The organism is Moritella sp. 36 (assembly GCF_018219415.1).
Lineage (GTDB): Bacteria > Pseudomonadota > Gammaproteobacteria > Enterobacterales > Moritellaceae > Moritella.
Map to the genome: position 1 here is coordinate 758,316 of NZ_CP056120.1, position 14,915 is coordinate 773,230.

General features: G+C 39.2%; 12 protein-coding genes. 9 read left to right on the forward strand and 3 right to left on the reverse strand.

Annotated elements, in window-relative coordinates; all coding sequences use genetic code 11:
* Window positions 1–43: 43 nt before the first annotated feature.
* Both HWV03_RS03495 and ushA read right to left on the reverse strand, forming a co-directional pair.
* The gene (locus tag HWV03_RS03495; RefSeq protein WP_211678475.1) at window positions 44–1,156 is read right to left on the reverse strand and encodes a porin; all 1,113 of its coding nucleotides are present in this window, start codon (window positions 1,154–1,156) and stop codon (window positions 44–46) included.
* A 107-nt stretch (window positions 1,157–1,263) separates the two neighbouring features.
* The gene (ushA, locus tag HWV03_RS03500) at window positions 1,264–2,925 is read right to left on the reverse strand and encodes a bifunctional UDP-sugar hydrolase/5'-nucleotidase UshA (RefSeq protein WP_211678476.1); all 1,662 of its coding nucleotides are present in this window, start codon (window positions 2,923–2,925) and stop codon (window positions 1,264–1,266) included.
* A gap of 734 nt (window positions 2,926–3,659) precedes the next feature.
* Here ushA and HWV03_RS03505 point away from each other — a divergent pair.
* The 8 genes from HWV03_RS03505 (at window position 3,660) to HWV03_RS03540 (ending at window position 12,198) form a co-directional block, all read left to right on the forward strand.
* Window positions 3,660–4,511 (forward strand): nucleoside-specific channel-forming Tsx family protein, encoded by an 852-nt coding sequence (locus tag HWV03_RS03505; protein WP_211678477.1) that lies wholly within the window; start codon window positions 3,660–3,662, stop codon window positions 4,509–4,511.
* A gap of 332 nt (window positions 4,512–4,843) precedes the next feature.
* Window positions 4,844–5,710 carry a nucleoside-specific channel-forming Tsx family protein gene (locus HWV03_RS03510; protein ID WP_211678478.1) on the forward strand — a complete coding sequence of 289 codons (867 nt, stop codon included), beginning with the start codon at window positions 4,844–4,846 and terminating at the stop codon, window positions 5,708–5,710.
* 327 nt (window positions 5,711–6,037) lie between these two features.
* Window positions 6,038–6,457 (forward strand): D-ribose pyranase, encoded by a 420-nt coding sequence (gene rbsD, locus HWV03_RS03515; RefSeq protein WP_211678479.1) that lies wholly within the window; start codon window positions 6,038–6,040, stop codon window positions 6,455–6,457.
* Between the two features lie 67 nt (window positions 6,458–6,524).
* The gene (rbsA, locus tag HWV03_RS03520) at window positions 6,525–8,030 is read left to right on the forward strand and encodes a ribose ABC transporter ATP-binding protein RbsA (RefSeq protein ID WP_211678480.1); all 1,506 of its coding nucleotides are present in this window, start codon (window positions 6,525–6,527) and stop codon (window positions 8,028–8,030) included.
* A gap of 53 nt (window positions 8,031–8,083) precedes the next feature.
* Entirely contained in the window at window positions 8,084–9,043 is a 960-nt protein-coding gene (gene rbsC / locus HWV03_RS03525; protein ID WP_211678481.1) for a ribose ABC transporter permease, read from the forward strand.
* Window positions 9,044–9,162: 119 nt separating this feature from the next.
* Entirely contained in the window at window positions 9,163–10,044 is an 882-nt protein-coding gene (gene rbsB, locus HWV03_RS03530) for a ribose ABC transporter substrate-binding protein RbsB (RefSeq protein ID WP_211678482.1), read from the forward strand.
* A 177-nt stretch (window positions 10,045–10,221) separates the two neighbouring features.
* The gene (gene rbsK / locus HWV03_RS03535; protein ID WP_211678483.1) at window positions 10,222–11,142 is read left to right on the forward strand and encodes a ribokinase; all 921 of its coding nucleotides are present in this window, start codon (window positions 10,222–10,224) and stop codon (window positions 11,140–11,142) included.
* Window positions 11,143–11,193: 51 nt separating this feature from the next.
* Entirely contained in the window at window positions 11,194–12,198 is a 1,005-nt protein-coding gene (locus HWV03_RS03540) for a substrate-binding domain-containing protein (RefSeq protein ID WP_211678484.1), read from the forward strand.
* Between the two features lie 59 nt (window positions 12,199–12,257).
* On the opposite strand, the gene HWV03_RS03545 is transcribed toward HWV03_RS03540, so the two are convergent.
* Entirely contained in the window at window positions 12,258–13,367 is a 1,110-nt protein-coding gene (locus tag HWV03_RS03545) for an FAD-dependent monooxygenase (protein ID WP_211678485.1), read from the reverse strand.
* Between the two features lie 1,113 nt (window positions 13,368–14,480).
* Here HWV03_RS03545 and HWV03_RS03550 point away from each other — a divergent pair.
* Window positions 14,481–14,819, forward strand: coding sequence for a hypothetical protein (locus tag HWV03_RS03550; protein WP_211678486.1), 339 nt, complete (start codon window positions 14,481–14,483; stop codon window positions 14,817–14,819).
* Window positions 14,820–14,915: the final 96 nt, after the last annotated feature.

The following is a 14,915-nucleotide window of genomic DNA, read 5'->3' on the forward strand; positions in this document are numbered from 1 at the left end:
TTAAAATTAGTTAACTGGTTCTTACATCGAAATGATGGAAATACTAGAAGTAAACACGGCCGTAAGCGTAAGCATCTTGTGCTGACTCGCCAAAGTTCGCTTCAACAGCAAAAACAATAGAGCTTGATGGACGGAAGTTCACACCAACTGTGCCCCAAGTTCGTTCGTCGCCCCAAGAGTATGGAGTTACGCCGTATTCAGCATTTTTTATTGCCCATTTTTCATATTCTTCGAAGTTATAAGAGCCTGTTATTTCCCATTTTTTAGAAAATTTGTAACGAGCAGAAACTAATGCACCTTTATTCCGGAAGGTTTGATAATCGTTATATATAGCTAGATCTTTTTTAGGGTCTCGTGGATCTTTAATCACTTGGGTATGATCTTGAGCAAGATCTTCATCTTCGATATAACCGTTAATACCAAATGACAGTTTATCGTTTACGTTATAGCGCGCACCAAAACCAAATAGGGTTTGCTCGCCGTATTTAGACTCACCTTTAGACCCCGCACGTTTTTCAACACCTACAACGGCCGAAATTGTTTTGCCGAAGTAACCAACATAACCATTTACTATGTCTCCTAATGCTGAACCTGATGATGATTCACCTTGATAAGAATAAGACGTACCTAATTTGAAGTCTTTGATTTTTCCTTCATATTTAACGGTACGTGCTTGGTCACCGGCTTCACCTGTTTCAACAGTTGTATCGAAAGTGAAATCACCGTATTTATCGTAATCATCAAAAGCTGTATCAGTTAGGCCTATTTCGATAGCGTGGTTATCAGTGAGCTTGTAACCAATAAACAGTTTATCAATAGCTAATACCATATCACCTGAACCATAAGCCCAGTTTTCACGCTCATAATCGAGTTCTACGCGATAGTAAACTTCTTGATAAGTACCTTTAACACCTATAGTTGCAAAGCTATCATCGACATACTTTGTATCGGTGCCGTAGCCTTTTTTATTACCGTTTAGTGGTGATTCAACAAATTCACCGTATTCGTAATCAGGGTTGATATGACCACCAACGCCGACTTCACCGTATAATTTGATTACATCACCGTTGTCGTTATCATAGATAGTGATAGCTTGAGCCGCTGTACCTACGAATAAAGAAGAGAGTGCTATTGCAAGAGCAGTTTTCTTTAACATATGTTTTATCTCTATAAGTGTTAACCGCACTAAATTGTGCGATTTTGTTTTTATTTTTATTTTTATTTTGAGTTGTTTTACTTTATTATTAATCTATTAAACCTGTATTACAGATGCTTGATTTCACCTCTAGGTGCAAAATCACTGACGTTAATCGGGGAGTTTTCTTGGATGTAGTCTTTTAGTACTTCAGCATCCACATAGCCTGTATTCACAAATGCTGGGTGGGCTGTGATGTTTGGATATCCGTCACCACCGGCGGCATTAAATGATGGGATAGTGAAGCGATAAGTTGCTGCTGTATCAAGTGGTTTACCCGCGATTTCTACGTTCGTAACCTTGTTATTCGCAATCGTCATCGAAATACCAACAAATTGTGCATAAGCACCTGAATCACGGCTCTTAGTGCCGACTACATTGAGGTAATCCATGACATCTTGGCCAGTCATATCAACATAAGTAATGATATTGCCAAACGGTTGTACCGTTAATACGTCTTTATAAGTGATATTACCGGCTTCAATTGACGCACGAACGCCACCTGAATTCATCATTGCAAAATCAGCTTTTGCACGTTGCATATGTGCAGTTGCAATCAAACGGCCAAGGTTTGTTTGGTTATTACGAACAATGTTACGTTCACCTTGTAATAGACCATCAGATTGACCAATTTTGATGTTTAATGCTGCTTGACCTTTTTCTTGGAAGGGTTTTAATTTTGCGAATACTGCTGGATCTTGTGCGATCTCATCTTGGATTAATACACGCTTTTTCTTCCCATCAACTTTGATTTTTTTCTTTAAATTTACGGGAATAAGATTGTATGATTGCAATGTAAACTCACCATTTTTAAAGGTGTAATCAGCACGGCCAACGTATTTCCCCCATTCATGCGCTTGTACGATATCAGTCCCGTTTTGCACGTCAGGTGCACAATCTTGACCTGGTTTGAATTTCGCGTATTCAGCACCTTCCATACATACTGGTTCTTGTGAGTGACCACCCACAATCATGTCTAGATCACCTTCATTCAGATAGCGTGCCAGCTGCACATCACCCGGTGCATTGGAGCCGTTATCACCGTTAAGGTAATGGCCCATATGCGTTGCTGCTATGATCACATCTGGTTTTTCAGTTGCTTTTAATTCAGCGATTAGTGCTTTGGCTTCCACTTTTGGATCTCGGAATTCTAATTCGCTGATAAATTCAGGATTACCTATTTTTGCTGTATCTTCAGTTGTTAAGCCGATAACAGCAATCTTGATACCGTCTTTGTTAAAGATCTTGTAAGCGTCAAACATGCGCTCACCATCTTTATAGATGTTGGCAGAGATGAAAGGGAAATTTGCCCAGCCTTCTTGTTTAGCTAGTACATCGAGCGAGTTATCAAATTCATGATTTCCTAATGTCATTGCGTCATAACCAATCATATTCATACCAATGAAATCAGGTTCCGCATCTTGTAGATCTGATTCTGGTACGCCGGTATTAATATCGCCGCCAGATAACAGTAGTACAGAGCCGCCTTCGGCTTTAACTTCATTACGAATATTGTTTATCAAGGTGGCTCGGGCTGCCATGCCTCGCTCACCGTATTTATTTTTCCAGAAATTACCATGGTTATCGTTGGTATGGAGAATTGTCAGGTTATATTCTTTATCTTGGAGCCATTCGTGGGAACTTACTTGCTCTGTAGGCTGGATAGCACAACCTGTGATCATGGTTGATAAGACACTGCTAGTGGTAAGAGCTAATATTTTCTTTCTCATAATTCATCCTAAATTAATTAAGTAATATTGCTTAAGTTAAGGCTTAAATGCATAAGCACTTGTATGCCTAGTCGTGACTGGACACACTAATACTGCTTCGTAGTTAGCTGCTTTAACTTTGTTCTTAAAATTAACAAGGCGCTGGTGGTGATGCTGTATTGTGAGATTGTCATGTATGTAATCGGCTGCTATAAAAGCTTAATGTGGGGGAATAAACTATATATCAATGTTTAAAATAGCTAGGTTCGTTGCAATCAAAATTCTTAAATTGTGATTTAGAGCTATTACTTCATCACTTTTCGTAAAAAAAATGTAACACTCGTCAAACATTTGAGTTGATGATAAACCTGATGTGTGAGTTTTAATTTTGTTTTTATAAAGACTTGATTTTTGAGTTGGTTATTTCTCGTACATGATGAAAATAGACAATTAGTTTGGGTTTAAATTGATAAAACATTAGAATCAAGGACTTAATTAATGGCTATTATCTGTATATAAAGGAGTCTTTAAAAAAAGCCTTTATCAACAAGGGCTTACTAAATACCAATTTATATATAGTCTAAACGTTTGGATGGTGTGGTAAATTTAGTTAATTATGCTGTAGATCACACTTTTTTATATTCAGTACTATGTTTATTACAGATTTATTGAACTTTTTATAAATCTCGATACACTCGCGCCATAAAAATAGCGCTGACTCATACAGAGTTGTGCACCATAAAATGGAAGTAATGATGAAAAATGTTAAAAATATAGCATTAGCTGCAACTACGCTTGCTGCTATCTCTTGCAACGCGTTCGCGGCTGATTATTCTGATGATATTCACAAGAATGATTACCAATGGTCACAATTCAACTTAATGTATGCAGTTGGTGAAAAACCAAGTGCTAAAGATAATCTAAAACATGACTATCTAGAAATGGAATTTGGCGGCCGTTCTGGGGTTGTTGATCTATACGGTTATGTAGATGTATTTAACCTTTTAGGTTCTGACTCTAGCGATTCAGATAAAAAAGATGGCGCAAGTAAGATGTTCATGAAACTTGCTCCACGTTTCTCCCTTGATGGCATGACTGGTAAAGATTTATCTTTCGGTCCTGTGCAAGAAGTATATATAGCTACGCTATTTAACTGGGGTGGCGGTGGTATCACTGGTACTAAAGATGGGAAGGCTATTGCTGGTGATGTTAACAATGCATTCTTCGGTCTCGGTTCTGATGTAATGGTGCCTTGGCTTGGCAAAGTCGGTATGAATGTTTATGGTTTATACGATGCTAACGCTAAAGATTGGAATGGTTACCAATTCTCGATGAACTGGTTCAAACCGTTCGTTAACTTTGATAATGGTAGCTTTATCTCTTACCAAGGTTACATTGATTACCAATTTGGTGCTGATACAGATGCAAACCATGTTAGCAGTGGTGGTGTTATGTTCAATGGTATCTACTGGCACTCAGAGCGTTACTCTGTGGGTTACGGCGTAAAAGCGTATAACGACGTTTATACACTTGAAAATGGTGTAGCATTTGGTGGATTAGAATCTTCAGGCTTTGCACATTACTTCGCCGCATCTTACAAATTCTAAGACTCTTATTCTAAAAACCTAATTTTAGAATAAGTTTGTGGAGTCACGATTAGCGTGCCTCCACATGTTACGCCATTAATGTTCTATGATTTACTGACTGCTTATAAACCCCTCTGTAATGACCTCTTCTGTATAATTTATTTTCAACTTTATTTTATTGTTTTACAGTAATAATATAATTCATGATTGCTAATTAATAAGCTAATAAAGGCTGTTTATAGCGCTTGGTCTATAATTATGTGTCTATTGTATTTAGTTCAATAAACTTAGATTTAGCTGCACTGAATTTATTGATGCTCAACGTTTATATACCATAATCATGGATTTGACTGATGAACAATATCTATAAATTATTATCATTGATTGCAGCGTTAATGATTTTTTCGAATAGCACTGTTGCTGCAGATTATAGTGATGGGCTACATAAGAAAGACTATAGATGGATACAGTTTAATATGATGTATGCCATTAGCGAAAAGCCGAGTGTTGAAGACCATTTAGACCATGATTACCTTGAAGTGGAATTTGGCGGTCGTTCTGGCATTGTTGATTTATACGGTTACGTAGACGTGTTTAATTTAGCTAATACAGACTCTAGACATTCGGACAAAACCAATAATAAAAGTAAGATATTCATGAAATTATCTCCACGTTTTTCACTCGATGCTATGACGGGCAAAGACTTATCGTTTGGACCTGTGCAAGAGGTTTATGTTGCCACGTTATTTAATTGGGCTGGTGGTGGAATTACAGGCGTTGATAACGATGGTAAGACGATAAGTGGTGATGTTAATAACTCATTTTGGGGCTTAGGTATTGATGTCTCAGTAGTTTGGTTTGGTACGGTGGGCATAAACCTATATGGTTTGTATGATCTAAATACGAAAGATTGGAACGGTTATCAGTTTTCAATGAATTGGTTTAAGCCATTTGTGACTTTTGGCAATGGTAGTTTTATTGCTTATCAGGGTTATGTTGATTATCAATTTGGTGCGGATGCTGTAAAGGATCTTGACGTGCCTAAGACAACCCATGGCGGCGTGATGTTTAATGGTATTTATTGGCACTCTGAGCGCTACTCATTAGGTTATGGGGTGAAAATATACAATGATGTGTACACCATTGAAGATGGTGGGGGTCTAACAGCTTTAGACTCGTCTGGTTTTGCCCATTATTTTGCTGCTATTTATAAATTCTAATGTTGATGGTTAAAATTTAAGCGTTTATTTTATTAAAGTAGCGTTCTTATTTTATCGGATCTATTTTATTTTTCACTCCATTTTATCAGCTCTATTACTTTCGATATAATCGATTTTCTTCGTAAAAATAACCTCTCCATTTCAAATGAAAGAAATTCAACTCGTTCTTCGATCTAACTCGCATTTTTATACTTAAATACTAGAATTATCCTCATTTTTAACTATATTCAACGCTATCGAAACGTTTGCGCAATCGTTTCGATAGCGTTAATATCCATTTAATCGAAGACTTATATTTAGCTATTTTCACCTTGTAAGGCGTGAACCATGAAGAAAAATGCACTTATCAACGCAGACTTATCTTATTTAGTTGCGACGCTTGGACATACTAACGAGATCACCATTTGTGATGCTGGTTTACCTGTTCCAGACTCAACACTGCGTATCGATCTTGCGTTGATTCCGGGTGTACCAACATTCATCGCGACCGTTAAAGCGATACTCGGCGAAATGCAAATTGAAGGCATCGTACTTGCAGAAGAGTTTGCTACGGTTAGCCCTGAGTTACACACGGCCTTACTTGATGTGATTGCCAATGAGGAACAACTCACCAATAAAATAATTACAATCACTTATATTGACCACGAAGCATTTAAGCAACGAACACACCATAGCAAAGCCGTTGTACGCACGGGTGAATGTACACCTTATGCTAATGTGATCTTCCAATCTGGCGTGGTGTTTTAATCTCGCTCAGCAGTGATTGTACGACACGTAAGAATAGCGATTTATGCGGAATAAAGTAGGAACTGACATGACGCAAGCAATTTTAAAACTCAGTGGTATCGAAAAATCATTTCCTGGTGTGAAAGCGCTAGATAATGCTTGTTTGAATGTATACCCAGGTAAGGTAATGGCATTACTGGGCGAAAATGGTGCCGGTAAGTCGACGTTGATGAAGGTATTAACCGGTATCTATCACATGGATAAAGGTAGTATTAACTACCAAGGTAGTGATGTTAGCTTTAATGGCCCGCGTCATTCTCAAGAAGTGGGCATTAGTATAATTCACCAAGAATTAAACTTGATCCCTGAGTTAACGATTGCTGAAAATATCTATTTAGGCCGCGAAAAAACCAATGCGTTTGGCGGTATTAAATGGGCTGAGATGTATCGCGATGCCGATGCCTTATTACTACGCTTAAACGTCAAACACAGTTCGCGTCAATTATTGGGTGAGCTAAGTTTAGGTGAGCAGCAAATGGTCGAAATTGCCAAAGCGCTGTCATTTCAATCCCAAGTTATCGTGATGGATGAACCGACCGATGCCTTGACGGAGAGCGAAACTAAATCATTATTCAGCGTGATTAATGAACTGCGTAATGAAGGCTGCGGCATTGTTTATATTTCTCATCGTTTAAAAGAGATTTTCGAGATTTGTGATGATATTACTGTATTGCGTGATGGTAAATTTATTGACGAAATAGCGGTGACTGATATTGACGAAGATAGTCTGATTGAGAAAATGGTGGGTCGTCGTTTAGACGAGATCTATCCACGTATCGGCGCAATACATGGCACAACATGCATGGAAGTTGAAAATATTGTGGCACCAGGCGTACGTGACGTTAGTTTCAAATTAGACCATGGTGAAATATTAGGTATCTCGGGCTTAATGGGCGCTGGCCGTACTGAATTAATGAAAGCCATTTACGGGGCATTACCACGTGATTCGGGTGATGTGATTTTAGACGGTAAGGTTGTTAGTCCAGTAACCCCACGCGACGGCTTGGCTAATGGTATAGCCTATATTTCTGAAGATCGTAAAGGTGATGGGCTAGTTCTTGGTTTGTCGGTAAAAGAAAATATGACCTTGTGCGCATTAGACCAACTGTCACAAGGCCTGCAATTAGATCACGCGAAAGAAGCGACTGCAGTAGAAGACTTCATGCGTCAGTTTAATGTTAAAACCCCAAGCCGCGATCAGATTATTGGTAACTTATCTGGTGGTAACCAGCAGAAAGTGGCGATAGCCAAAGGTTTAATTACCCGCCCTAAAGTACTTATTTTAGATGAGCCTACCCGCGGTGTTGATGTCGGCGCTAAAAAAGAGATCTACGAGTTAATCAATCAATTTAAAGTCGAAGGCATGAGTATCATTCTCGTGTCGTCAGAAATGCCAGAAGTATTGGGCATGAGTGACCGAATTTTAGTGATGCACGAAGGCCGCATCAGCGGTGAGTTTATGGCTGAACATGCTAACCAAGAAAAACTAATGGCGTGTGCCGTTGGAAAAAAAATGAATGAGGCAGGGCTATGAGCCAGAACCAAGCAGTTAATACAAATTCCAGTAACAATGTGAACGGTGATGTTATGACGAAAACTTTAACCAGAAAATTTTTCACTAAAGAATGGTTGTTTGAACAAAAATCATTAATCGCTTTAATTTTGTTGATTGTGGTGGTGTCTTTCTTAAACCCTCACTTTTTCACTGTGGGGAATATTTTAAACATATTACGTCAAACATCGGTGAGCGCGATCATCGCTGTGGGTATGACCTTAGTGATCTTAACTGGCGGTATTGACTTAGGTGTTGGCTCAGTATTAGCCCTGTGTGGTGCCTTTGCAGCGTCATTAATAGCAATGGAAGTATCAGTGATGATAGCCGTTCCTGTGGCATTATTTGCAGGTGCAGCATTAGGTGCGATGAGCGGTATGATTATTGCCATCGGTAAGGTGCAAGCCTTTATTGCGACGCTGGTGACCATGACATTATTGCGTGGTGTAACCATGGTATATACCGACGGTCGTCCAATCTCAACCGGTTTTACTGATGTTGCCGATAGTTTTTCATGGATCGGTACGGGTTATTTATTAGGTGTGCCTGTACCAATCTGGTTAATGGTGATGGTATTTGCTTCGGCATGGTACTTACTTAATCATACGCGTTTTGGTCGTTATGTTTATGCTCTTGGTGGCAACGAAGCAGCGACACGTCTATCAGGTATTAACGTAGATAAAGTGAAGATGGGTGTTTATGCCATCTGTGGTGCACTGGCTGCATTAGCTGGTTTGATTGTGACATCACGTTTATCATCTGCACAACCTACCGCTGGTATGGGTTATGAATTAGATGCGATTGCAGCTGTAGTCGTCGGCGGCACCAGTCTTGCTGGTGGTAAAGGTCGTATTATGGGTACGCTGATCGGAGCATTAATTATCGGCTTCCTAAATAATGCATTAAATCTATTGGATGTATCTTCATACTTCCAGATGATTGCTAAAGCTGTAGTGATCTTACTTGCAGTATTAGTTGAAACGAAAAAGAAATAAGAAACAGAAGAATAACAATAATAACAATAAAAGTACGATAAAAGAGTCGTAATACATAACCTGTGAACCTCAATACCCTATCTGAGGCAGCAGAATTAACGTAAAAGAAGGTATATGTAATGAAAAAATTAGCAACCTTGATCTCTGCTGCTGTAGTTTCAGCATCTTTCAGTGCAACGGTAATGGCGCAAGATACGATTGCAATGGTGGTGTCGACGTTAAATAACCCTTTCTTTGTAACAATGAAAGAAGGTGCGGAAGCGAAAGCAAAAACATTAGGTTATAAGTTAATTGTGCTGGATTCACAGAACGATCCAAGCAAAGAATTATCGAACGTTGAAGACCTGACTGTACGTGGCGTAAAAGCGATCTTAATTAACCCAACGGATTCAGACGCAGTATCGAATGCGATCCGTATGGCTAACCGTTCTAATATTCCAGTTATCACATTAGACCGTGGTGCGAGTCGTGGTAAAGTGGTGAGCCACATTGCTTCTGATAACGTTGCTGGTGGCGAAATGGCCGGTCAATATATAAATGATACGATTGGCGCTAATGCAAAAGTTATCCAACTAGAAGGCATCGCAGGTACATCTGCGGCACGTGAACGTGGTAAAGGCTTCATGCAAGCGGTTGATAAAAATAAAATGAATTTGCTAGGTAGCCAACCCGCTGACTTTGATCGTACTAAAGGCCTTAACGTAATGGAAAACATGCTTGCTGCTAACTCAGACGTACAAGCTGTATTCGCGCAAAATGATGAAATGGCATTAGGTGCATTACGTGCCGTTCAAGCATCAGGTAAAGACGTATTAATCGTTGGTTTTGATGGCACTAAAGACGGTATTGCTGCCGTTAATCGCGGTATCTTAGGTGCGACAATTGCACAACAACCTGCGTTAATTGGTGCTCTTGGTGTTGTAACTGCTGATAAAATACTTAAAGGTCAGTCTGTAGAGAAGAGCATCGCTGTACCGTTAAAAGTGATCACTAAGTCATAAAATGACCAAAAGGGAATAACGTTAACCGTTATTCCCTTTACTCCTATCAATTCAATATTGAAAAATATGACTTAATCGCATCTGTGGATAGTTTAGTTTTATTAAGAGCGTCTTATTAAGATAGTGCAATTAAGTCATGTTTTATTCTCATCAGTTACAAAGTATTAAGGCTTCTTTATGAATAAATTAGTTGTGTTAGGTAGCGTTAACGCTGATCATGTTTTACAAGTGGCTTCTTTTCCGCGTCCAGGCGAAACTTTACTTGGCCATAGTTATGCCGTGATCCCAGGTGGTAAAGGGGCGAATCAAGCCGTTGCCGCCGCACGTTTAGGTGCCGATATTGCATTTATTGCCTGTGTTGGTGATGATAGTTTTGGCCGTAATATGATTAACGAGTTTGATCGTGATGGTATCAATACCCAAGCTGTGATGGTGGAACAAGATACACCGACTGGGATCGCTATGATCCAAGTAGCGGCAACCGGTGAAAACAGTATTTGTATTTCGGCAGAAGCGAATGCTTGCTTAAGCCCAGAACGACTTAACCCACATCGCGAGTTAATTGCGCAAGCTGATACATTATTGATGCAATTAGAAACGCCGATTGCAACTATTACTCAAGCCGCTAAAATAGCAAAAAAAGTGGGTACACGTGTCGTATTAAACCCGGCTCCTGCACAGCCATTAAACGATGAGTTATTATCGGTTATTGATTTGATCACCCCAAATGAAACCGAAGCGGAATTATTAACGGGCATTAAAGTGATCGATATGGTATCGGCGCAAGTGGCTGCGGATGTATTACATAATAAAGGCATTGCTGAGGTAATGATCACTTTAGGTAGCCAAGGTGTGTGGATCAGTCGAGAAGGCAAGGGTAAACAAGTTAAAGGTTTCCGTGTTGATGCTGTAGATACCACGGCTGCAGGTGATACTTTTAATGGCGGTTTGTTAGCAGGACTGCAAGCGGGCTTAGTATTGGATGATGCGATTCGTTTTGCTCATGCTGCGGCTGCAATTTCAGTGACGCGTGTCGGTGCACAAACATCGATACCAACTAAGTCGGATGTTGATGCTTTTTTAGCGTTACAAGGTTAACGCGAACAATACTTTACTTTCACAATACAAGATGATGGACAAAATTAGCTAATGGCAACAATTAAAGACGTAGCAAGACATGCAGGTGTATCAACGTCAACAGTGAGTCATGTATTAAATAATACACGCTATGTCAGTGACGATGTGTCTGCGCGAGTGCGAACGGCTGTTGAAGAGTTACGTTATGCACCGTCGGCATTGGCGCGTAGTCTTAAAGTCCAAAGTACCAAAACATTTGGCATGCTGGTAACGACCTCGACCAATCCGTTTTTTGGTGAAGTATTGAAAGGTGTTGAACGTCGTTGCTATGAGCATGGTTATAATTTAATTCTGTGTAATACCGAAGGTGATGTTACACGTATGCATGCTAATCTTGATATCTTATTACAAAAGCGTGTCGATGGTTTAATGTTGATGTGTAGTGAAGTTGAAAGCCAAGGTTTTAATCTATTTGAACGTCACAAACCAGTACCGACAGTCGTGATGGATTGGGGCCCAACCAATTTTCCTTGCGATAAGATCCAAGATAACTCTCATCGCGGTGGTTATATGGCTACACAACATCTTATTGCTAAAGGTCATACCGAGATCGGTTGTATTACTGGTGTATTAGATAAATTAACCGCACAGCAGCGTTTTGCTGGGTTTACTCAAGCCATGGAAGAAGCGGGCTTAGCCATTAATCCGAAATGGATTACAGCGGGTGACTTTGAATGCGAAGGCGGTGAAAAAGCGTTTGCCGAAATGGTTGCCAACGGCCCATTACCCTCTGCATTATTTGTTTGTAACGATATGATGGCGATGAGTGTGATCAATAGCGCCAGTAAAAAGGGTATTTCAGTACCGGAAGATTTATCTATTATCGGTTACGATGATATTAAACTCGCTAAATACATGACCCCCTCACTAACGACGATTCACCAGCCGAAACATCGCTTAGGACAAAAAGCGGTCGATATGTTGCTGGAACAAATTAAGTCAAAGATTGAAAGTAATCAGATTATTGAATTAGAACCGACTTTAGTCGAACGTGATAGTGTTAAAGCATTAAATTAGTTAAGGTTAGAAGAGCGCCTATTGATGTGGAATTTCAATAGGCTTTTTTACATCTAAAGTTAAAATACGGAGTGAGTGTTTACTGCTATAAATTGCTGATACAGCGATTGTACTTCAGCTGGGTTAAACGCTTCGGTATAAGTCAGTTGGCTCAATCGATGCGTAATATTTTGCAAATCGTGTGAGCGTTGTTGCGCGCGATGCTGATAACGCTGTAGTGCATGTGGGATATGATTAAAGTTAGCCGCTAGACTTTGCGCGAGAATATAGGCATTTTCAATACCTAAGCTAAAGCCTATTCCCATGGTTGGTAATACCGAACAGCATGAGTCTCCTAGTAGCACCGCGTTGTCTCGACTCCATTGTGAAAATGGGGCAATATCTGCTAAAGGCGATGGCATAATTTGTGATTCAGGTGTGCTTTTTATCATCTTAAGTAGAAAGGGTGGGTAGTGGGCAAATTGTTCTAAAATACACGCTTTATTAAGCGTTTCACCTTCCGCTACTGGACATGCTGCAAACCAATATTTAGAATTATTACCTCGGTCATAAGTATAGGTCACAATTCGAGATTGCATGCCCGCAAAGACGTAACATTCTTCATCACTGATCTCAGGAGTGTTAAAGTCAACAATCCCACGACAGCAGTACACACCCGGTTGGCGTATATTTACTTCTGGTGCGACAAACTGACGAACGTTAGAAAATAAACCATCTGCACCTACGATCACATCGGCAATAAGTGGCTTACCATTAATGAGGATGACTTCGTTTTCAACGCTGCAGTGTTGACCTGTCTGGATGTTATCTTCCCCGTAAGCGTCTAATAGCAGTTGATAGAGATCGCGACGGTGAAATAGGCCGATAGGGGCGTTAACATTACTGTCTATTGCTTGCACCGATAATTGGTTAATCATTTCTGATGTCGCAGTTAATGTCGTTACAAGGTCAACATTGTTACCTGCAGCTTTAACTTTTTCGGCATCGGTCAGTGCGGCCAAGATTTGCATGCCTTCTGGCCACATGATAATACCTGTTCCATCGACTCGTGGTTTATCTGCTTTTTCATAAATACTTGCTTCAATGCCAAAGGTTCGTAGGGATAATGCAAGGGCAAGGCCATTTAATCCTGCTCCTACAATCGCTACTTTCAGGTCTGTTTTGTCCATTAACTTCTCCGTTGTTTTCAAGTGCACTTTATTGCATTTAATATGACTATCTGTCCTATTGTTAAATGTAACATAATAAGTAAGTCTTTGAATATTTGAATTTTTATTCTAGTTAATTATGTTTAAAATTAAAGGATCAAAGAGATGGTTTTATAGTCAGGTTGTATAGGTGCATTTGGGAAAGAGGATTAAAGATGAAGTGTTGTGAAAACGCGATAGTGAAGAGAGTGAATCGAAATTGGTTTGAAAAATTATTATATAGCAGTATTTATAAATGTAATCACTGCGGTAATGTGTTCAAGCTTAAAGCGGGTTAATTATTATCGAATATAAGTTCGATAATAACAACGAACTTAGAGGCCGTTTATGAAGGTCATATTGACATAGATAAGTCCATTTTTGAGCTGGTTGGACTTTTATTTTTCTAAACTCAACTGTATTTATATAGAAGCTCAGACTTAATTTTATCAATGACTGATCCCCCCCCCTTTCTTGCACCCCATTTAAATTTAATCATCCTTATTCATACACTCTGTTATAAGCTCCTGCTCCTGCTCCTGCTTTTATGCTTTCATCGAACGACAGCATTGCTGACGTTTGAAAAATACACACCAATATAATAGATAGCAAACATTTTCATAATGTAACCTTTGAATATTAATATTCACAAGCATTAGAGTATGTGTCAATACAGGAATAAATATCATTATAAGAGTTTAATTTAGTGTAACCCAATCTATCATTAACTCGTTTGTTATCTGGTTGAATAGTTAAAATCTAGTCATATCCGCCATTATTACTTCTCCTCCCTCTTATTTTAAATATCCCATGATCTGACTGATGAAGCCCAAGCTGAGAAATTTATATTTCCGATAGATGATATCGCCTATGAATATATATTAAGTGGTTAATTATTAATCGTTTTAGGGCGTGTTTATGATTGCAGTGTTATGAATCATAGCTATGAAAATACTTAAAGTGTGACGTGCGCACGAATCATATCTATTACTTATGGGATACCTCTCAAGTTTAGTTTATTTATTTTGCAAAAAAAAACATGGGTAATAACTTAACAGTATCTTTACAAATAATTTACAAATGAAGAGTGGTTAAATGAAAATAGTCTTTTGTTTGGCGATGTCGCTTATTAGTCACTTGGTGTTTGCTTCTGTTCCTGCGGATGAAAATGAAAGGTTACTCGGTGCCTTGATAGCCAGAGGTGTCATTTGCGAAGGCCTTAACCGCGAACAGCAACAAAAGGCTTTGACAATATATTTACAGCGTAAACAGCGGCATAGCAGCATGAATAAACCGAGTAATCGAAAGCATTTGGTGTATCCCGACAGTGATGCTCCTAACATCAATACTGCTAACGACTTACACGCAGTAATGCCTAATTCGGAACCTGAAAATTCTAATAAAGAAAATGCCTGCATTCTACCGCCTGAATAATCCCGATTGAGAATGCTCATAAGGATTCAATCAACATGTTTGCTGAATCCTCATGAATAGGTTCTGCGGAGTGTAGTGATATTAAAATGGAAAATA